Source organism: Streptomyces sp. NBC_01591 (genome assembly GCF_035918155.1).
Taxonomy (GTDB): Bacteria; Actinomycetota; Actinomycetes; order Streptomycetales; family Streptomycetaceae; genus Streptomyces.
On sequence record NZ_CP109327.1, the window covers coordinates 2,456,317 to 2,475,692 of the forward strand.

General features: G+C 71.4%; 21 protein-coding genes and 1 riboswitch. Of the genes, 12 read left to right on the plus strand and 9 right to left on the minus strand.

Annotated elements, in window-relative coordinates; genetic code table 11:
* Nucleotides 1-54 precede the first annotated feature (54 nt).
* On the minus strand, nt 55-582 hold the full coding sequence (locus OG978_RS11445) for an SAV_6107 family HEPN domain-containing protein (protein WP_326765101.1): 528 nt from the start codon (nt 580-582) through the stop codon (nt 55-57).
* Nucleotides 583-752: 170 nt separating this feature from the next.
* Between OG978_RS11445 and OG978_RS11450 the strand changes: the two genes are divergently transcribed.
* From OG978_RS11450 to OG978_RS11470, 5 genes are all read left to right on the plus strand, one after another.
* A complete protein-coding gene (locus tag OG978_RS11450) occupies nt 753-1,544 on the plus strand; it encodes an ATP-binding cassette domain-containing protein (RefSeq protein WP_326765102.1) in 792 nt (263 codons plus the stop codon).
* Nucleotides 1,516-3,603, plus strand: a complete 2,088-nt coding sequence (locus OG978_RS11455) for a YhgE/Pip domain-containing protein (protein WP_326765103.1) — start codon at nt 1,516-1,518, stop codon at nt 3,601-3,603. The genes OG978_RS11450 and OG978_RS11455 overlap by 29 nt, the downstream gene beginning before the upstream one ends.
* Nucleotides 3,604-3,632: 29 nt before the next feature.
* Nucleotides 3,633-4,244, plus strand: coding sequence for a TetR/AcrR family transcriptional regulator (locus tag OG978_RS11460; RefSeq protein WP_326765104.1), 612 nt, complete (start codon nt 3,633-3,635; stop codon nt 4,242-4,244).
* Nucleotides 4,245-4,606: 362 nt separating this feature from the next.
* Nucleotides 4,607-5,224, plus strand: coding sequence for a DUF4126 domain-containing protein (locus OG978_RS11465; protein ID WP_326765105.1), 618 nt, complete (start codon nt 4,607-4,609; stop codon nt 5,222-5,224).
* 30 nt (nt 5,225-5,254) lie between these two features.
* Nucleotides 5,255-6,772, plus strand: coding sequence for a phytoene desaturase family protein (locus tag OG978_RS11470; protein ID WP_326765106.1), 1,518 nt, complete (start codon nt 5,255-5,257; stop codon nt 6,770-6,772).
* 43 nt (nt 6,773-6,815) lie between these two features.
* Here the strand turns inward: OG978_RS11470 and OG978_RS11475 are convergent, their stop codons facing one another.
* The 6 genes from OG978_RS11475 to OG978_RS11500 all read right to left on the minus strand — a co-directional run bounded on the left by OG978_RS11475 (nt 6,816) and on the right by OG978_RS11500 (nt 11,777).
* Nucleotides 6,816-7,736 (minus strand): hypothetical protein, encoded by a 921-nt coding sequence (locus OG978_RS11475; protein WP_326765107.1) that lies wholly within the window; start codon nt 7,734-7,736, stop codon nt 6,816-6,818.
* A gap of 50 nt (nt 7,737-7,786) precedes the next feature.
* The gene (gene metF / locus OG978_RS11480) at nt 7,787-8,704 is read right to left on the minus strand and encodes a methylenetetrahydrofolate reductase [NAD(P)H] (protein ID WP_326765108.1); all 918 of its coding nucleotides are present in this window, start codon (nt 8,702-8,704) and stop codon (nt 7,787-7,789) included.
* A 124-nt stretch (nt 8,705-8,828) separates the two neighbouring features.
* The gene (gene thiE, locus OG978_RS11485) at nt 8,829-9,482 is read right to left on the minus strand and encodes a thiamine phosphate synthase (protein WP_326765109.1); all 654 of its coding nucleotides are present in this window, start codon (nt 9,480-9,482) and stop codon (nt 8,829-8,831) included.
* Between the two features lie 106 nt (nt 9,483-9,588).
* Entirely contained in the window at nt 9,589-9,954 is a 366-nt protein-coding gene (locus OG978_RS11490; protein ID WP_326765110.1) for an Rv2175c family DNA-binding protein, read from the minus strand.
* 193 nt (nt 9,955-10,147) lie between these two features.
* A complete protein-coding gene (locus tag OG978_RS11495) occupies nt 10,148-11,404 on the minus strand; it encodes an NAD(P)/FAD-dependent oxidoreductase (RefSeq protein ID WP_442817675.1) in 1,257 nt (418 codons plus the stop codon).
* Nucleotides 11,405-11,432: 28 nt separating this feature from the next.
* Nucleotides 11,433-11,777, minus strand: a complete 345-nt coding sequence (locus OG978_RS11500; protein WP_326765111.1) for a hypothetical protein — start codon at nt 11,775-11,777, stop codon at nt 11,433-11,435.
* Between the two features lie 51 nt (nt 11,778-11,828).
* Nucleotides 11,829-11,942: riboswitch (TPP riboswitch) on the plus strand.
* Here OG978_RS11500 and thiO point away from each other — a divergent pair.
* The 6 genes from thiO to OG978_RS11530 all read left to right on the plus strand — a co-directional run bounded on the left by thiO (nt 11,939) and on the right by OG978_RS11530 (nt 17,704).
* Complete coding sequence (gene thiO / locus OG978_RS11505) at nt 11,939-13,123, plus strand: glycine oxidase ThiO (protein ID WP_326765112.1); 1,185 nt, start codon at nt 11,939-11,941, stop codon at nt 13,121-13,123. Its footprint overlaps the riboswitch before it by 4 nt.
* A complete protein-coding gene (gene thiS, locus OG978_RS11510; RefSeq protein WP_326765113.1) occupies nt 13,120-13,368 on the plus strand; it encodes a sulfur carrier protein ThiS in 249 nt (82 codons plus the stop codon). Before thiO ends, thiS begins: the two co-directional genes overlap by 4 nt.
* Before the next feature lie 2 nt (nt 13,369-13,370).
* Nucleotides 13,371-14,165 carry a thiazole synthase gene (locus OG978_RS11515; protein ID WP_326765114.1) on the plus strand — a complete coding sequence of 265 codons (795 nt, stop codon included), beginning with the start codon at nt 13,371-13,373 and terminating at the stop codon, nt 14,163-14,165.
* A 111-nt stretch (nt 14,166-14,276) separates the two neighbouring features.
* Complete coding sequence (gene pknB, locus OG978_RS11520) at nt 14,277-16,193, plus strand: Stk1 family PASTA domain-containing Ser/Thr kinase (RefSeq protein WP_326765115.1); 1,917 nt, start codon at nt 14,277-14,279, stop codon at nt 16,191-16,193.
* Between the two features lie 6 nt (nt 16,194-16,199).
* Nucleotides 16,200-17,054, plus strand: a complete 855-nt coding sequence (locus OG978_RS11525; RefSeq protein ID WP_326765116.1) for a deoxyribonuclease IV — start codon at nt 16,200-16,202, stop codon at nt 17,052-17,054.
* 80 nt (nt 17,055-17,134) lie between these two features.
* Nucleotides 17,135-17,704 carry a DUF4396 domain-containing protein gene (locus tag OG978_RS11530; protein ID WP_326765117.1) on the plus strand — a complete coding sequence of 190 codons (570 nt, stop codon included), beginning with the start codon at nt 17,135-17,137 and terminating at the stop codon, nt 17,702-17,704.
* Nucleotides 17,705-17,737: 33 nt separating this feature from the next.
* Here the strand turns inward: OG978_RS11530 and OG978_RS11535 are convergent, their stop codons facing one another.
* On the minus strand, nt 17,738-18,370 hold the full coding sequence (locus tag OG978_RS11535; RefSeq protein ID WP_326765118.1) for a sulfite oxidase-like oxidoreductase: 633 nt from the start codon (nt 18,368-18,370) through the stop codon (nt 17,738-17,740).
* A 154-nt stretch (nt 18,371-18,524) separates the two neighbouring features.
* Between OG978_RS11535 and bfr the strand changes: the two genes are divergently transcribed.
* The gene (bfr, locus tag OG978_RS11540; protein ID WP_124718145.1) at nt 18,525-19,004 is read left to right on the plus strand and encodes a bacterioferritin; all 480 of its coding nucleotides are present in this window, start codon (nt 18,525-18,527) and stop codon (nt 19,002-19,004) included.
* A gap of 20 nt (nt 19,005-19,024) precedes the next feature.
* On the opposite strand, the gene OG978_RS11545 is transcribed toward bfr, so the two are convergent.
* Nucleotides 19,025-19,336 (minus strand): (2Fe-2S)-binding protein, encoded by a 312-nt coding sequence (locus tag OG978_RS11545; protein WP_326765119.1) that lies wholly within the window; start codon nt 19,334-19,336, stop codon nt 19,025-19,027.
* Nucleotides 19,337-19,376: the final 40 nt, after the last annotated feature.

Consider the following 19,376-nt stretch of genomic DNA (forward strand, 5'->3'; position numbering starts at 1 on the left):
CAGTGCAGGTGGTACAAGCGATGCCCACCCTATTGCCTCGCGCCGCCGCTGCAGTCATCCCGCGTCCGGCCGCTCCCTCCTGGCCTGCGGAAGCACCGGCTGGAGCACCAGCAGCCGCTCGACCAGACGCAGGAACATCGCCGCGTCACGCAGCAGGTCGTCGGCGTCCCGCCGACTGGCCGCATCCGGTATCCCGGCTTCGGCGCGGGCCCTGCGGCGGGCACCGGAGGCGAACAGCGCACTCCATTCGGTCAGCTCGGGCGCTATTTCGGGCAGGACCTCCCAGGCGCTGCGGATGCGCTCCCGGCGCCGCTTGGACGTCTCCGGGCGGCCCCGCGCGGCGAGCACTGCGGCCGCGGTGCGCAGCGCGGCGAGGTGGGCGGTGGCATACCGCTCGTTCGGCACATCGAGAACGGCGGCCTCGTCAAGGCCGGCGCGGGCCTGGGCGAGCAGATCGAGGGCGGCGGGCGGCGCCGTGGTGCGGCGCAGAACGGGGTGGACATCGCTTGCCGGGCCGGTCAGTGAGGGGGCAGGGCCGTCTGTGCGGCGCCGGGGTGCGGCTGCTGCGGACGAGTGGGCCATGACGAAACCTCCTGTCTCGTGTAACGGCTCCGTGGCCGTATGTATCCATCGTGAGGGGCGCCACTGACAATCGACCTCAGACCCTCCCTGACCTGCACTTTTGCTTCGCTCGCAAGTTCGGGCTACCTTTTTGCACTGACCGGTCAGTTCAAAACGAGGGGGGAGGGCCTGTGGACAGCCCGCACGGGGCATCCGTCACCGCCGAGGATTTCGGCCTCAAGGGGCCGCGCGGCTGGGCCTTTCGAGGCATGGGGATCGATGCCGGGCCCGGCTCGCTGGTGGCGATCGAGGGCCCCTCCGGCTCGGGCCGCACCTGCCTGCTGCTCGCTCTCACCGGCCGGATGCGCCCCACCGAGGGCCACGCGAAGGTCGGCGGGCTGCGACTGCCGCGCAAGATGGCCGCCGTACGCCGCATCGCCGCACTGGGCCCGGTTCCCGGGGTCAACGAGCTCGACCCGGCCTTCACCGTCGCCGAGCACCTGCGCGAGCGGGCCCTGCTGCAGCGCCGCTTCGACAGTTCGCTGCGCGCCCTGCTGCGCCCGCGTGCCGAGCGGATCGCCACCGCCCAGGGACGGATCGACGCGGCGCTGGACGCCGCCGGACTCGACCCGGCCACCCTGCCCAAGGCCGAGCGGACCTCCGTACGGGATCTGGAGCGGCTGGAGGCGCTGCGGCTCTCCATCGCCCTCGCGCTGATCGGCAACCCCCGGCTGCTCGCGGTGGACGACACCGATCTCAAGCTCTCCGACGCCGAACGCGCCGAGGCCTGGGATCTGCTGCGGTCCGTCGCGGACAACGGCACGACCGTGCTCGCCGTCTGCAGCCAGGCGCCCGAGGACGCGATCACGCTCCGCACCGACAGCACCGACGGAGCCGGCGTGAGCAGCGCGGACGGCACGACCGGGGAGACCACGACCGAGGAAGGAACGGCCGATGCGTTCGCCGAGACTGGCCGCGCTTGAGCTCAAGCGGTTCGGCAGGGGAAAGCTGCCGCGCGCCGCACTGGTCGCGCTGCTGCTCCTGCCGCTGCTCTACGGCGCCCTGTACCTGTGGTCCTTCTGGGATCCGTACGGCCGCCTCGACAAGATCCCCGTCGCGCTGGTCAACAACGACAAGGGCGCCACCGCGGCCGGCGAGCGCGTCGCGGCCGGTGACGAGATCACCGGCAAGCTCCTCGACTCCAAGGTCTTCGACTGGCACGAGGTGAGTTCCGCCGAGGCCGACAAGGGCGTCGAGGACGGCACGTACTACCTCTCGCTCACCATGCCGTCGGACTTCAGCAAGCGGATCGCGTCCAGTTCGGGTGACTCCCCCGAGACCGGCGCCCTCCAGGTGCGGACCAACGACGCCAACAACTACATCGTCGGGCAGATCTCCCGGACGGTGTTCTCCGAGGTGCGCACCGCCGCGTCGACCAACGCCTCGCGCGGCTTCTACGACCGGATCTTCATCAACTTCTCCGACCTCCACGACGCGACGGCGAAGGCCGCCAAGGGTGCCGACGATCTCAAGGGCGGTATCGGCAAGGCCAAGAAGGGATCGCAGGATCTCGCGGACGGCCTGAAGGACGCCAAGGCCGGCAGCGGCAGGCTGGCCGGCGGGATCGTCAAGCTGAACAAGGGTGCGGGCGACCTCGAAACCGGCTCCCGGCAGGTGGCCGAGGGCACTCAGCAGCTCGCCGACAAGGTGAACGGGGTGGCGGCCGACGTCCGCCCGTTCCTGAAGGACAACGGCAAGTCGATCGGCGACACCGCCCGGCTGGTCTCCGATTCCTCGAAGACCGTGCGGGACAACCTCGACCTGCTGGTGAAGGCGGCGCCCACCGCGGCCACCGCCGCCCACACCGCCTCCGACAACCTGGCCGAGATCTACCGCACCAGTTGCACGGACGAGCCGGTCCCCGACTCCACCGTCTGCCCGCCGCTGAAGCGCGCCAAGACCGCGGCGGCCGACGTCGCCGATGTCGCCGACGACGTGAACGTGCTGGTCACGAACCAGAACGGGGACCTGAAGAAGCTGCGCACCCAGCTCGCCACGCTCCAGCGCCAGGCCGACGACCTGGCCGAGCGCGCGCCGCATCTGGACGAGGACCTGAAGTCCGCCGTCAAGAAGGTCAACGCGCTCAACACCGGCGCCCACAAGGTCGCGAAGGGCGCCGACGACCTGCACACCGGCCTGGCCACGGCCAGGACCGGCTCCGCCGACCTGGACTCCGGCGTGAGCGACCTCAAGAAGGGCGCGACGAACCTGGACGGCGGGCTGATCCGGCTCGGCGACGGCTCGACCACCCTCGCCGAGGGGCTCAACGACGGCGTCGGCGAGATCCCCGACTACGACAAGAAGGACCGCGACGCCCGTACGGGAGTGATGGCCGACCCGGTGCAGCTGGCCTCCCAGTCGCTGCACGCGGCCCCCAACTACGGCACCGGCTTCGCGCCGTACTTCATCCCGCTCTCCCTCTGGGTCGGCGCGATGGTGGCCTACATGCTGATCCAGCCGCTCAACCGGCGCGCGCTCGCCGCCGGGGCCTCCGCCTGGCGGATCGCCTTCGCGGGCTGGCTGCCGGTGGCCGCGATCGGTCTGCTGCAGGTGGCCGCCCTGATGTCGGTACTGCACTGGGGGCTCGGTCTGCAGATGGCCCGCGCCGCCGGGACGGTCGGCTTCCTGGCACTGGTGACCTGCTGCTTCGCGGCGATCGTGCAGTGGCTGAACGCCCGGTTCGGAGCCGCCGGACGGATTCTCGTGCTGGCGGTGCTGATGCTCCAGCTGACCTCGGCCGGGGGAACGTATCCCGTCCAGACCAGCCCCGGATTCTTCAACGCGATCCACCCCTACCTGCCGATGAGTTACATCGTCGAGGGGCTGCGACGGCTGATCACGGGCGGCGGTCTGGGGCCGGTCTGGCAGGGCAGTGCGGTACTGCTGGCCTTCACGGCGGGGGCGCTCGCCCTGACCGCGGTCGCCGCCCGCCGCAAGCAGGTGTGGACCCTGGACCGGCTCCACCCGGAGCTGAGCCTGTGAGCGCGCCGGAACCTGTGAGAATCGGGGGCATGGAAAGCAGTAGCACCACGCGTCGCCGGGCCACCCGGCAGAAGCTCTACGAGGCGGCCGTGACTCTCATCGCCGAGAAGGGCTTCTCGGCGACCACGGTGGACGAGATCGCCGAGCGCGCCGGGGTCGCCAAGGGCACGGTCTACTACAACTTCAAGAGCAAGACCGAACTCTTCGAGGAGCTGCTGCGCCACGGCGTCGGGCTGCTCACGGCTTCGCTGCGCTCCGCGGCCGAGGAGACCGAGGAGCGCGGCGGCACCCGGGTCGAGGCCCTGGACTCGATGATCCGGGCCGGCCTGGTCTTCATCGACCGGTATCCGGCCTTCACCCAGCTGTACGTCGCGGAGCTGTGGCGCACCAACCGAGCCTGGCAGGGAACCCTCCTGGTGGTACGTCAGGAGGCCGTCGCGGTGGTCGAGGGGGTGCTGCGCGAGGGTGTGGGCAACGGTGAGCTGAGCGGGGAGATCGACATCCCGCTGACGGCCGCCGCGCTGGTCGGCATGGTGCTGGTGGCCGCCCTGGACTGGCAGGCGTTCCAGCCGGAACGTTCGATCGACGATGTGCACTCGGCGCTGTCGCTGCTCCTGCACGGGCGGGTCAGCGGGCGCTGATCCGCCCTGCCGGGTACGTGACAGCAACGAAAGACGCCGGTCCGGTGAGGCTCGATCCCCCCGAGCCTGCGCCGGACCGGCGTCTTCCGTGCTGCCGGAGAGCCTTCCCCCGTGACCTTCGTTCCCCCGTGGTCCCCGGGCTCTCCGTCGTACTCCCCCGTTCCGGAGGGAGCGCCGCGACCGTTCCGCCGCCCCGTGTCGGCGGTGCCGGAGCCACGCCCCTTCCGTGCGTTCCACTCTCCCGTCCGCGCAGGTGGGAGCCCATCCGCACACCTACTCATCTCCTCACCTAGGTACGGATACTCAGAGCTGCGCACCGAACCCCACCCCGGGCGTTGCGCCATCTGGTTACGATCGCGTCCGTGTCCGTACTTCCTCTGGTGTTCACAAGCGGCTGGGCAAGCGGAATCAACGCCTACGCGGTGGTCCTGCTGCTCGGTGTCTTCGGCGCGACCGGTCTGGCCGACGAGGTGCCCGCGTCGCTGCAGCGCACCGATGTCCTCGTGGTGGCCGGCGTTCTCTTCCTGTGCGAGGTGGTGGCGGACAAGATCCCGTACGTGGACTCGGTCTGGGACACGGCGCACACCGTCATCAGGCCGGTCGCCGGTGCCGTCGTGGCCGCGTTGATGGCCGGCGAGAGCGGTTCGCTGCCGGAGCTCGCGGCCGCTGCGGTCGGCGGTTCCACCGCGCTGATGAGCCATCTGGTGAAGGCGGGCACCAGGATGGCGGTCAACTCCTCCCCCGAGCCGTTCAGCAATATCGCCGTGAGCATCGCCGAGGACCTGGGCGTCGCCGGGATCGTCACCTTCGCGATATTCCATCCGGTGGCGGCCGCGGCCATCGCGGGGACGCTGTTGGTGCTGGGCATCGTGACAGTCGCCTTCCTGGCCTCCAGAATCCGCCGGTATCTGCGCCGCAGGGCTCAGCGGCGGGAGGAGAAACGGCTGGCCGGGACGGGTTCGCGCTGGCCACCGGACTGACTGTCGGTGGTGGCCGTTAAGGTCACTGACATGGCACGTATTGCGGTGATCGGCGCCGGGATGGGCGCGATGGCGGCGGCCGCCCGGCTCGCCGTGGCAGGCCACCGGGTGACGGTGTACGAGCGGTCGGAGACCTTCGGCGGTTCGGTCGGCCGGTATGCCCATGAGGGCTTCGCCTTCGACACCGGTCCGGCGCTGCTGCATCTGCCCGCCGTCTACCGCGACTTGTTCGTGAAGACCGGCAAGGAGCCGCTGGAGCGGTGCGTCACCATGACGCAGGTCGATCCGGCGAGCCGCCATCTGTTCGCCGACGGCACGGCGGTCTCGCTGCCGAATGCCTCACGGGCCGGGGTCGTCGCCGCGCTGGACGGCGCGCTCGGGGGCGGTGCGGGCGCGGCCTGGGGCGGGTTCCTGGACCGGGCGCGCGATGCCTGGGACCGGTCCCGGCGTCCGCTCCTGGAGGAGCCGTTGCGCTCCGACTGGCAGGTGCTCGGCCGCGATCCGTATCCGGCGCTCCGGCAGCGCCGCCTGCTGCGCTCCGCCCGGCAGGCGGGCACGGTCGCGGGGGTCGGCGCGTGGGAGCTCGCGGACCCCCGGCTGGCCGCTCTCCTCGACGGGTACGCCCTGTCGTACGGGCTCGACCCCCTGCGCGCCCCGGCGGCGGCCGCCCTGCTGCCGTACATGGAGGAGACGTTCGGCAGCTGGTACGTCTCCGGTGGGATGCGGGCCCTGGCACAGGCGGTGTACGAGCGGTGCCTGGCCCGGAAGGTGGAGTTCGTCTTCGGCGGCGAGGTGGCCCGGGTCGTCGAGAAGGACGGCCGGGCGGCGGGCGTCGAGCTCGTGGACGGGACGGTCGCCGAGGCCGGCCATGTGGTGCTCGGGGCCCGGCCGTGGCCGGGGCTGGTGCCCGGTCAGGAGCTGTGGCAGGACGGGGACGTGGCGGTGCAGCCCCGGCCCGGACAAGGTGTGGTGCCGGGGCGCTTCCTGGTTCTGCTCTCGTTGCGCGGCGCCCGGCCCGCGGACGCCGTGCACCGGACGCTGGTGCATCCGCAGGACGGCGCGGCGGAGCGCGAGGCGGTGTTCGGCGGACGGCTCGCCGAGCGTCCCACGGTGACGGTGCTGCGCCCGGACGACCCGTCGACCCGCCCGGACGACGCGCACGAGGCGGTGACGCTGATGGCGACGGTCGCCCCGCACGGGGCGGTGGACTGGACGGACCCGGCGCTGCGCGATCGGTGTGCCGATTCGCTGATCGAGGCGGCGTCCGCGGCCGTGCCGGGGATACGGGAGCGGCTGCTCCGCGCCGAGGTGCGGACGCCGGCCGAGACGGCTGCCGAGACCGGCGCCGAGGGCGGTTCGGTGCCCGCGCCCGCACTGGCCGGGGCGGGCGGCGCGTATCTGCATCCGGGCAATCGCACCCGGCTGCCGGGGCTCTACGCCGCGGGCGGCTGGTCGCACCCGGGCGGCGGGCTCGCCCACGCGGGCATGTCGGGAGCGCTGGTCGCCGGGCTGATCGTGGAGGGGGACGGCTTCCGGGGCTCGCAGTGATCCGGCGGGCCGCCTGCCGGACCCGTCGGCCGCCCGCCCGTCGTCAGTAGCGGTACTGCTGCTCGTCGTAGCCGTTGCCGTTGTTGTAGCCGTTGGGGTACGGGGCAGGCTGTGCGGGCGGTTCCGGGGGCATGACCGGGTACTGCTCGCCCTCGCGCTGCTGAGGCACCCAGACACCGCCCGGCGGGGTCTCGGGAGCGTGCTGCTGGGCGTACGGGTCGGCGGTGTACTCCTGCCGTCCGCCGAAGCTGTCGTAGCCGTTGCCGTAGCTGTCGTACGCGTCGTACTGCGCGGAGCCGCCGGTGGTGTTGGTCCCGATGTACGGGTCGGAGTAGGCGGCGTACTGCTGCCGTTCGGTGCCGTAGTCGTACTGTCCGGCGAGCGGGTCCTGACCGGCGTACGTGTCCTGGCCCGGCGCCCCGTACGCGGAGGGGGCGGCGTGCGGGTCGTACGCGGCGTACTGCGGCTGCTGCTGGGGCTGCCCCTCGTGGCTCGGGCCCTGCTGCGACCGGTGCTGGTCGGAGTACACGCCGTACTGGCCGGTGTCGTCCGGCATCGGCTCGGGTTCGTAGACCGCGGCCGCCGGAACGTCGGTGTCCGGGCGCTGCGGGGCCTGCGCGTCGTACGCCATCTCCAGGTCCGACACCTGGAGCGCGGGCCCGCGGCCCTCCCGGTCGCCGCCGCCCCGGCGACGACGGCTCGCGCCGGGGTTGCCCCCTATGGCCCAGCCCGTGGAGAAGCCGCGCCGGAAGGAGAGCGTGACGTACGTCTGGCCGGTCGCGAAGGCGATCGTGCCGAGGACTATGACGAGCACCGACGGCATCAGCACGCCGACGACCACACAGCCGAAGCCCGCGAAGGCGAGCAGACGCCAGCGAAGGCGCGCCTTGTACTGCAGGAGCACCTCGCCGAGCAGCCACAGCGCGACGATTCCGAACGCGATGTAGAGAACCGTCCAGCCCATGCCCGCCCCCTCCTACGGCCACCGCCCCGGGTCGCGGCGGGTACGGCCGGTCACGACTGCTTGTGCAGTCCGAGATTCTCGTAGATTTCGAGCGTCGCGGTCGAGTTGTTGAGCGTGATGAAGTGCAGTCCGGGCACACCCTCGGATCGCAGCTTCGCGCAGAACTGCGTTGCGAAGTCGATGCCAATGGAGCGTACAGCGGCGGGATCGTCCTTGGCGCCGAGGATGCGTTCTTTCAGAGAAGAGGGGAAAGACGCGTTGCTGAGCTGGGCAAATCTGTCCAGCTGTTTGACGCTGGTCAGCGGCATGACCTCGGGAATGATCGGGGTTTCGCAACCCGCAGCGACCACGCGGTCACGCATACGCAAATAGTCCTCCGGATTGAAGAACATCTGGGTGATCGCATAGTCGGCACCGGCGCGGCACTTGTCCACGAAATGCCGGATGTCGGTGTCCCAGTCGGTCGATCGCGGGTGCATCTCGGGAAATGCCGCGACGCCGACACAGAAATCGCCGGATTCCTTGATGAGCCGGACGAGATCGGCCGCGTACCGCACGCCCTGCGGGTGCTCGATCCACTCACCCATCGGGTCGCCCGGCGGATCTCCTCGCACGGCGAGGATGTTCCGGATTCCGGCGTCCGCGTACTGCCCGATCATGTTGCGCAGCTCGGCGACGGAATGGTTGACCGCCGTGAGGTGAGCGACCGGGGTGAGCGTGGAATCGGCCGCGATCTGCTCGGTGGCCTTCACCGTCCCGGCCCGGGTGGATCCTCCGGCCCCGTAGGTCACGGAGACGAAGCTCGGCCGCACCGCCTCGACCCGGCGCAGCGCGTTCCAGAGGTTGCGCTCGCCCTTCTCGGTCTTGGGCGCCCAGAACTCGAACGAGTACGAGGTCTTGCCGGTCGCGAGGAACTCACGCACCGTGCGTGCGTGATCTGTCCTGGTGGATGGTGTGCCAAGGGCCATACGGGCAGGTTAACCAGAGCGCGATGATCGAAGGACCGGACCAGCGCGATTTGCCCGAATTGACTGGTTGTTTGTCCATCCTTCGGACAGTCGGCCGGATCACGTCCCCGGGCGGTCGACCGGATCATGCCGCGGCGCGCGCCCGGATCCTCCTGGCCAGGTCGGCGGTGGCGGCGGCCGGGTCGGCGGCCTCGGTGATCGCCCGGACGACGACCACCCGGCGGGCTCCGGCGTCCAGCACCTCGTCGAGATTGCCCGCGTCGATCCCGCCGATGGCGAACCAGGGGCGCGGCTGGTCGAGCGAGGCGGCGTACCGCACCAGGTCCAGGCCCGGGGCGTGCCGTCCGGGCTTGGTCGGGGTGGGCCAGCAGGGGCCGGTGCAGAAGTAGTCCACGCCGGGCTCGGCGACGGCCGCGTCGACCTCGGACACGGCGTGTGTGGAGCGGCCGATCACCACGTCCTCGCCGATGATGGCGCGGGCGGCGGGCACCGGCAGGTCCCCCTGGCCGAGGTGCAGCACATCGGAGCCGATGGCATGGGCGACGTCGGCCCGGTCGTTCACCGCGAGCAGCTTGCCGTGGCGTCGGCACGCCTCGGCGAAGACGGCCAGGTGGTCGAGCTCCTCGCCCGCCTCCATGCCCTTGTCGCGAAGCTGGACGATGTCCACCCCGGAGGCGAGGACGGCGTCGAGGAACGCGGGGAGGTCGCCCTGGCGCCTGCGGGCGTCCGTGCACAGATAGAGCCGGGCGTCGGACAGCAGCGCGCGAGGCGTGGACATGGTGCGGTTCCCCCTGGGAGAGCGTCGTGGAGCGGTTGTCGCCGGACGGCGCGGCGGCGCGGGCCGCGCGGTGTCGCGCGGCCCGTCCCTCACCTACGGCCGGCGGTCAGACGGCGAGCGCCTGGGCGCGGCGCTTCACCTCCGTGCCACGATTCTCACTCAGTGCCTGGGCGGGGGTGCCCGGCAGGCTCGGGTCGGGGGTGAAGAGCCACTCCAGCATCTCTTCGTCGTTGTAGCCGTCGTCCCTCAGGAGCGTCAGGGTGCCGGAGAGGCCCTTGACCACCTTGTTGCCGTCGATGAAGGCAGCAGGCACCTGGAGCGTCCGGTTCTCACCACGCCGTACGGCGATCAGCTGGCCCTCCTTGACCAGCTGCCGCACGCGCGTCACCTCGACATCGAGCATTTCTGCGATGTCGGGCAGGTGGAGCCAGTCGGGGACGAGAGCATCGATCTTTGCGTCAATCTCGGTCACAGGGACAAGCCTGCCATCCCGCACTGACAGCCGATACCCGGACTCGGCCCTTCAGGGCCTCGTGGGCCACGTCGGCGACCCGGGAGCGGCTCTGCCGGTCCCGCCGCCGGTGCCCCAGCCGTGCGCGGCCGCCAGGGAGCGCGAGCAGCAGGCCCCGGTGTCGGCGGTGCCCTGGCACGTCCCGGAGGGCGCTCTACTGACGGATCGCCGATTTCAGCGGTACGGAGGGGTCGGCGGCCCGTACCGGATCGAGCCGCGCCCCCGCCTCGATGAGCTTGCGCCCCTGCGCCAGATCGCGCGGCCGGCCGACGGCTAGAACCGCGACCAGGACGCCGTCGCGCAGCCAGCACACCGACCAGGCGGGTTCGGCCGGATCGCCGCGCCACAGCAGGGTGTCGGCGCTCCCGTGGTGGCCCGCGTACTGCACGAACCGGTCGAACTGCTCGGACCAGAAGTACGGCACGGGGTCGTAGGTCGTCGGCGCCGGGCCGTCACCGGCGGCTGCCCCGATGATGTTGGCGGCGGCGGTGCGCGGGCCCTGGAGCGCGTTGTCCCAGTGGTGGACGAGCAGGCGTTCGCCGTACCGGGCGGAGGGGAACGAGGCGCAGTCGCCGACCGCGTACACATCGGGCAGCGAGGTGCGCAGCGCCCCGTCGGCGGTCACCGATCCGTCGGGACCGAGCGCGATGCCGGAGCCGGCCAGCCAGCCGGTGGCGGGCCGGGCGCCGATTCCGACGACGACCGCTCCGGCCGGGACCGTACGGCCGTCCGCGAGGACCACCCGGCCCGGCTCGACGCGGGCGACCCTGGCCCCGGTGAGGAGTTCGGCACCGCTCTCCGCGTACCAGGCGGCCATCGGAGCGGCGACCTCCGCGGGCATCGCGCCCGCCAGGGGCCGGTCGGCGGCCTCGATGACGGTGACCGCGCAGCCCGCGGCGCGGGCCGCGGTGGCGAACTCGGCGCCGATCCAGCCCGCGCCGACGACCACGACGCCGTGCCGCTCGTCGAGGACCGGCCGCAGTCGTGCCGCGTCGTCGAGGGTGCGCAGCAGATGGACGCCGGGAACGCCCTCGGCCCCGGGCAGGACGACGGGTTCGGCACCGGTCGCGATCACCAGGACGTCGTAGGGAACGGGGCCCGACGGGGTGTCCAGCTCATGCGCCGCGGGCCGCACGCCGGTGACATCGCGGCCCAGTCGCAGATCGATCTCCAGCGCCTCGAAGTCGATGTCGAAGGCGGAGTCCTCGGCCTTGCCGAGCAGCACCGCCTTGGACAGTGGGGGCCGGTCGTAGGGCTGGTGCGGTTCGGCGCCGATCAGGGTGACGGGGCCGGTGAAGCCCTGTTCCCGCAGGGCCACCGCGGTCTGCACCCCGGCCATGCCCGCACCGACGATGACGACGCGGCGTCCTGCCCGCCGGTCCGGCCGCTCTGACTGCTGCTGCTCGCTCACCCGTACACCCTAAGCGCCTGACAGATCGTCAGGAAAGGGCGAGTTCTTCGACCGTGCTCGTCCCGCTGCCCTCCTGCGACTCCCACTCCCACCGCTCGTCCAGCCGGACCCGGCCGTCCGCGAGGTCGACGACGGTGGAGACGCAGTGGCCGGAAGAGGTGGTTCCGTCCTGCTTCAGCTGGACGTACCGGAAGTCGAGGGTGTCACCGGCCCGGGTGCCGACGAGGTGGCCGCGCACCACGTCGCCGCCCGCGTACTCGGCCCAGATCCGGCCGTCGCCCTCGTGGTACGTGAAGCGGGTACGGGTACCGACCTGGCCGGGTGCCTGGTCGGCGAGCGGGGACAGGACGAGTCCGTCGAGCGAACGGGCCACGGTGGCTGCTCCCTTACTGGTCCGGTGGGACGGGGTTTAGGGTGGCCAACGTAAAACACTCGCGGGAGCCCGGACGCACCGGGCTGAGAGGGAGGCTGGGCGGCCTCCGACCGTACGAACCTGATCCGGGTCATGCCGGCGAAGGGAGGGGTTGGATGCCCATGCGTTCTTCTCGGAACGGAAACGGATCCGATGTCCTGATCATCGGGGGCGGGATCATCGGCCTGGTGATCGCCTGGCGGGCCGCGCAGCGCGGACTGCGCACGGCGGTCGCCGACCCCGAACCGGGTGGCGGTGCCGCCCGGGTGGCGGCCGGCATGCTGGCCGCCGTCACCGAACTCCACTACGGCGAACAGATGCTGCTGGGGCTCAATGTCGCCTCTGCCGCCCGCTATCCGGCCTTCGCGGCCGAGCTGGAGGCGGCGAGCGGGCAGGAGACCGGCTTCCGCGCCTGCGGCACGCTGGCCGTCGCGCTGGACTCCGACGACCGCGCCCATCTGCGGGAGCTGCACGCCCTGCAGCAGCGTTCGGGCCTGGAGTCTGAGTGGCTCACCGGCCGTGAGTGCCGACGCCTGGAGCCGATGCTCGCGCCGGGCGTCCGCGGTGGTCTGCGGGTCGACGGCGACCACCAGATCGATCCCCGTCGGCTGGCCGCCGCCCTGCTGACCGCCTGCGAGCGGGCCGGGGTGGTCTTCCACCGCGGCTGGGTGGAGCGCCTGAGCGTGGTGGGCGACCGGGCCGCCGGAGCGGTGCTCGCCGGGGGTACGGAGCTCGCGGCCGACCAGGTCGTGCTCGCCGCGGGCAGCCTCAGTGGCCGGCTGCCGGGGCTGCCGGACGAGGTCGTGCCGCCGGTCCGGCCGGTGAAGGGCCAGGTGGTGCGGCTGACCGTGCCCGCCGGGTACGCGCCGTTCCTGAGCCGGACGGTACGGGCCGTGGTCCGGGGCAGCCATGTCTATCTCGTACCGCGCGAGAACGGCGAGCTGGTCGTCGGCGCCACCAGCGAGGAAATGGGCTGGGACACCACCGTCACCGCGGGCGGCGTCTACGAGCTGCTGCGGGACGCCCACGAGCTGGTCCCCGGCATCACCGAGCTGCCGCTCACCGAGACCCTGGCCGGCCTGCGCCCCTCCTCCCCCGACAACGCCCCGCTGCTCGGCCCCACCGCCCTGCCCGGCCTCCACCTCGCCACCGGCCACCACCGCAACGGGGTGCTGCTCACTCCCGTCACCGGTGACGTCATGGCGGAGCTCCTCACCGACGGCGAGCTGCCCGAGCTCGCCCGCTCCTTCACCCCGCACCGTTTCCCTTCCGCCGCCGTCTCCGTACGTCAGGAGCAGCCCGCATGACCGAGCCCGTGTCCCCCTCCGAACCCCTGTCCCGCCCCGAGCCCCTCTCCGTGTCCGTGAACGGCGAGGTCCGGCTCCTCGCCGCGGGCACCACCCTGGACGCCCTGGTCGCCACCCTGACCACCGCGCACTCCGGCGTCGCGGCCGCCGTCAACGAGAGCGTCGTACCGCGCGGCCAGTGGTCCGCCGCCGCACTCCGCGACGGTGACCGCGTCGAGGTCCTGACCGCGGTCCAGGGAGGCTGACCATGGCGGACGACCTCTTCACCCTCGGCGACGCCACGTTCGGCTCCCGGCTGATCATGGGTACGGGCGGGGCTCCCAGCCTCGACGTGCTGGAGCGCTCCCTGACCGCCTCCGGCACCGAGCTGACCACCGTCGCGATGCGCCGCCTCGATCCGACCGTGCAGGGCTCGGTGCTCTCCGTCCTCCAGCGGCTCTCCATCCGCGTGCTGCCGAACACGGCGGGCTGCTTCACCGCGGGCGAGGCCGTGCTGACCGCCCGGCTGGCCCGCGAGGCGCTCGGCACCGACTGGATCAAGCTGGAGGTGGTGGCCGACGAGCGGACCCTGCTGCCCGACCCGATCGAGCTGCTGGACGCCGCGGAGATCCTGGTGGACGACGGCTTCACCGTGCTGCCGTACACCAATGACGACCCGGTGCTGGCGCGCAGGCTCCAGGACGTGGGGTGTGCCGCGGTCATGCCGCTCGGCTCCCCCATCGGCTCCGGGCTCGGCATCCGCAATCCGCACAACTTCCGGCTGATCGTCGAGCAGGCCCGGGTGCCGGTGATCCTCGACGCGGGCGCCGGGACGGCCTCCGACGCGGCGCTCGCGATGGAGCTGGGATGCGCGGCGGTGATGCTGGCGTCCGCGGTGACCCGGGCCCAGGAGCCCGAACTGATGGCCGCGGCGATGCGCCATGCGGTGGAGGGCGGGCGGCTGGCGTACCGGGCCGGCCGGATTCCGCGCCGGCACTTCGCCGAGGCGTCGTCGCCGGTGGAGGGGCGCGCGGTGCTGGACCCGGAGCGCCCGGCCTTCTGAGCCGCCGGTACGGCCTGGGGCGCATGTCCCTGTCACGGCTCGGCTGCAGTACGGCCCCGGGAGTGCCCCGGCCCGTGGGCCGTGTCCGTGGCGGCTCGTAGACTCGCCTGCGTGGATACGACCCTCCAGGACCCTCTTGTCGGGCAGCTGCTCGACGGCCGCTACCGCGTCGATGCCCGCATCGCCGTGGGCGGCATGGCCACGGTCTACCGGGCCGTGGACACCCGGCTCGACCGGGTGCTCGCCCTCAAGGTGATGCACCCGGCGCTGGCGACCGACGCCTCGTTCGTCGAGCGCTTCATCCGCGAGGCCAAGTCCGTGGCCCGGCTCGCGCACCCCAACGTGGTCGCGGTCTTCGATCAGGGCGCCCAGGGGCAGTACGTCTACCTGGCGATGGAGTACGTCGCGGGCTGCACCCTGCGCGACGTACTGCGCGATCGCGGCGCCCTCCAGCCGAGAGCCGCCCTGGACATCCTGGAGCCGGTCCTGGCCGCCCTCGGCGCGGCGCACCGGGCGGGCTTCGTGCACCGCGACATGAAGCCGGAGAACGTCCTGATAGGGGACGACGGCCGGGTCAAGGTCGCCGACTTCGGGCTCGTACGGGCGGTGGGCACCGTCACCAACACCACCGGCTCCGTCCTGGGCACGGTCTCCTACCTCGCCCCCGAGCAGATAGAGCACGGCACCGCGGACACCCGCACCGATGTGTACGCCTGCGGTGTCGTCCTGTACGAGATGCTGACCGGGTCCAAGCCGCACGGCGGCGACACCCCCGCCCAGGTCATCTACCAGCACCTCAACGAGGCCGTCCCACCGCCGTCGGCCACCGTCCCGGGGTTGCCGGCCGAGCTCGACGACCTGGTGGCGAGCGCCACCGCCCGTGACCCCGAGGTCCGCCCGTTCGACGCGGTGGCACTGCTCGCCGAGACCCGCGAGGCCCGCTCCGGCCTCACCGACGCCCAGCTGGACGCCGTACCGCCGCAGGCCACCGCCGAGGTGCACGACGCCGCCGAGGACCGCACCAGCGTGATCCCGCGGCTGCTCCCGGCCGACCAGGGCGTCTCGCACCACACCAGCCGGCTGGAAATGCCCCCGCCGGTACCGCCGCAGGCCGCGCCGCAGGACCGGCGCGGCCGCGGGCCGCGGCGCTCCGTGATCGCCGTGGTCGTCGCCGTGCTGCTGGCGCTGGGGATCGGCACCGGTGTCTGGTACATCAACTCCGGGCAGTTCACCCGGGTCCCCTCGCTGCTCGGCCAGACCGAGAAGAACGCCGAGAAGCGGCTCTCGGACGTCGGCTTGGAGCTCAAGGGTGTCAAGCGGGCCTACAGCGACACGGTGGAGCGCGGCAAGGTCATCAGCAGCGATCCGGGGTCCGGCGAGCGCATCAGGGGCAACGACGCGGTGACGCTCGTCGTCTCGCGCGGTCCCGAGATCGTGAAGGTGCCCGACGTCCAGGACCTCTCGCTCGGCGACGCCAGGCGCGAGCTGAAGAAGGCCGGCCTGGTGCCGGGCATGGTCACCAAGGAGTTCAGCGAGGAGACGGCACGGGGCGAGGTGATCCGTACGGACCCCGTGGCGGGCACCGAGCGCCACCCGGACTCGGCGATCGCCCTCTTCGTCAGCAAGGGCGCTCCGGTGGACGTCCCCGACGTCACCGGGCTGTCCGTCGAGGACGCCACCGCCGCCCTGGAGGAGGAGGGACTGAAGGCCGAGGCCCTGCCCGACCGGGTCAATTCCCCCGAGGACGCGGGCGACATCGCCCGGCAGTCGCCGGGCGAGGGCACCGAGGCCGCCGAGGGCGACACCATCGAGCTCACGGTCTCCGACGGGCCGCGGATGATCGATGTCCCCGACGTCACCGGCAAGGACGTCGACGAAGCCACGAGCGAGCTGGAGAACGCGGGCTTCGAGGTCAAGGTCGACCGCCCGTTCCTGTCCTTCAGCGACACCATCGCGAGCCAGTCCGTCGACGGCGGCGAGAAGGCCCCCGAGGGGGGCACCATCACCATCAAGACCAAGGGGCTCTAGATCCATATGCGCAACCCAGTCGGCGGCCATGTTCCGGTGGCCGGCGGCCTCGCCAAGGTCGGCCTCCCCTACGCCCGCAAGATGGGGGCGGAGGCCGTCCAGGTCTTCGTCGCCAACCCGCGCGGCTGGGCGACCCCCGTCGGCAGCCCGGCCCAGGACGAGCAGTTCCGCGCCGAGTGCGCCGCCCAGTCCATACCGGCGTACGTCCACGCCCCGTACCTGATCAACTTCGGCTCGCACACCGAGGCGACCGTGGAGAAGTCCGTCGAGTCGCTGCGCCACTCGCTGCGCAGGGCCCGCGAGATCGGCGCCCTGGGCGTCGTGGTGCACACCGGATCGGCGACCGGCGGCCGGCCGCGCGAGCAGGCCCTCGCGCAGGTACGCACGCACATGCGGCCGCTCCTGGACGAGCTGACGCACGACGACGACCCGTACCTGCTGCTGGAGTCGACCGCCGGGCAGGGGTTCTCGCTCTGCTCGCGGACCTGGGACTTCGGCCCGTACTTCGACGCGCTCGACGCCCACCCCAAGCTCGGCATCTGCCTCGACACCTGCCACATCTACGCGGCGGGCCACGACCTGACCGGCCCGGCGGGCATGCGGCAGACCCTGGACCTGCTGGTGGAGACGGTCGGCGTGGGCCGGCTGAAACTGATCCACGCCAATGACTCCAAGGATGTGGTGGGAGCCCACAAGGACCGGCACGAGAACATCGGCGCCGGACACATCGGCGAGGAACCGTTCCGTGAGCTCTTCGCGCATCCGGCGACCGCCGGCGTGCCGCTGATCATCGAGACGCCGGGCGGCAAGGAAGGCCACGCGGCGGACGTGGCCCGGCTGAAGGGGCTGCGCGACAACTGATTCCCCATTGAGGAATACCCCACGGGGGTATACGGTTCTTGCTGTCGGCAGGAACCGCTACTCGGCATTGGGGGATCGCCATGCAGCACGACACACACCACGCACAGCACAGCCACCACGCGGACCACACGAGTCATGCGGACCACTCGGGCCACGGCGGCCACGCGGACCATCGCCCCGACCACACCGGACACGCCGCCCATCGCCCCGGCAAGGCCGGCTGGGCCATGGCCGCCCGGGCTACGCTGCACTGCCTCACCGGATGCGCCATCGGCGAGGTCCTCGGCATGGTGATCGGTACGGCGCTCGGCTGGGGCAACATGGAGACGATGGTGCTCGCCATCGTCCTGGCTTTCTTCTTCGGCTACACGCTGACCCTGCGCTCCATCCTGAAGGCCGGTGTCGACTTCCGTACGGCCCTGCGGGTCGCCCTCGCCGCCGACACCCTTTCCATCGCCGTGATGGAACTGATCGACAATGGCGTGATCGCGCTGTGGCCGGGTGCCATGGACGCCACTCTCTCCGACGCGCTGTTCTGGGGCGCGCTCACGTTCTCGCTCGCCGTCGCCTTCGTCGCCACCACACCGGTCAACAAGTGGATGATCGGCCGGGGCAAGGGGCACGCGGTGGTGCACCAGTACCACCACTGAGGACCGGGCCGGACCGGCCCGGGAGCCGCCAGGTCAGAGCTCGGGGCCGTCCCCGGGCTCTTCCTGGTAGGAGTACCGCTGCTCACTCCACGGGTCACCGATGTTGTGATAGCCGCGCTCCTCCCAGAAGCCGCGGCGGTCGGCCGTCATGTACTCGACGCCCCGGACCCATTTGGGGCCCTTCCAGGCGTAGAGATGCGGCACGACGAGGCGGAGCGGAAAACCGTGCTCGGCGGTGAGCAGTTCCCCACCCTTGTGAGTGGCGAAAAGTGTTCGGTCCGAGGCGAAGTCGGAGAGCCTCAGGTTGGAGCTGAATCCGTACTCGGCCCAGACCATCACATGCGTGACGTTCGGCGCGGGCGGCGCGAGTTCCAGGACCGTACGGGCCAGGACCCCGCCCCATTCGGCGCCGAGCATGCTGAATTTCGTGACGCAATGCAGGTCGGCGACGACCGAGGTGAACGGCAGCGCCGAGAACTCCTGGTGGTTCCAGCAGTGCTTCTCGCCGTCCGCGGTGGCCCCGAAGACCCGGAACTCCCAGCGGTCGGGCTTGAACTTGGGTACGGGCCCGTAGTGGGTAACCGGCCAACCACGCTGGAGTCGCTGTCCCGGCGGAAGCTCGGACTGCTCTGACGCGCGTTGTTCCCGGCTTTCCGGCTGACCCATGACTCCATGGTGACAGACAGGCAGGGGTGGTCCTGACCAGGGCATGGGCGATTCGGACAACTCATAGTAAGCCTGCACTTACTGGACGGTCATCGGGTGCGATGCAAGGATGCGGCCAACTTGCCCAGTTCACCGGTTGGAAGGAGCCTCTGCGATGCAGGGCGACCCCGAGGTCCTTGAGTTCCTGAACGAGCAGCTGACCGCAGAATTGACTGCCATCAATCAGTACTTCCTGCATGCGAAGATGCAGGACAACTTCGGCTGGACGAAGCTCGCGAAGTACACCCGCTCCGAGTCGTTCGACGAGATGAAGCACGCCGAGATCCTCACGGACCGCATCCTCTTCCTCGACGGACTGCCCAACTACCAGCGGCTGTTCCATGTGCGGGTGGGCCAGACCGTCACCGAGATGTTCCAGGCCGACCGCCAGGTCGAGGTGGAGGCGATCGACCGCCTCAAGCGCGGGATCGAGCTGATGCGCGGCAAGGGCGACATCACGTCCGCGAATATCTTCGAGTCCATCCTGGCGGACGAGGAGCACCACATCGACTACCTCGACACGCAGCTGGAACTGGTCGAGAAGCTCGGCGAGCCGCTCTACATCGCCCAGCTGATCGAGCAGCCGGACAGCTAGACCGGCACTGGCCGGAACGGTCAGGCCGCGTCGGGGAGCGCAATCCCCGGAGCCATACCCGGGGCGGTACCGGGCGCCACGCCCGGGTCGGTCCCGGATCCGGCACCCGTGGTGGTGTCGTCGTCGGCGGCGCCGGGCATCCGCTTACGGTCGAGCAGTTCGCGGCGCGGGCAGGCGCCGCGGCCGAGCATGGCCTGGATCGCCCGGACGCAGCCGCCGCAGTCCGTGCCCGCCTTGCAGGCGGAGGCTATCTGCCTGGGCGTGCAGGCCCCGGCGTCCGCATGTTCCTTGACCTGCTTCTCCGTGATACCGAAGCAAGAGCAGACGTACACGCGGTTCACCTCCCGGCGGGATTGGTTGTTCACTGCCACC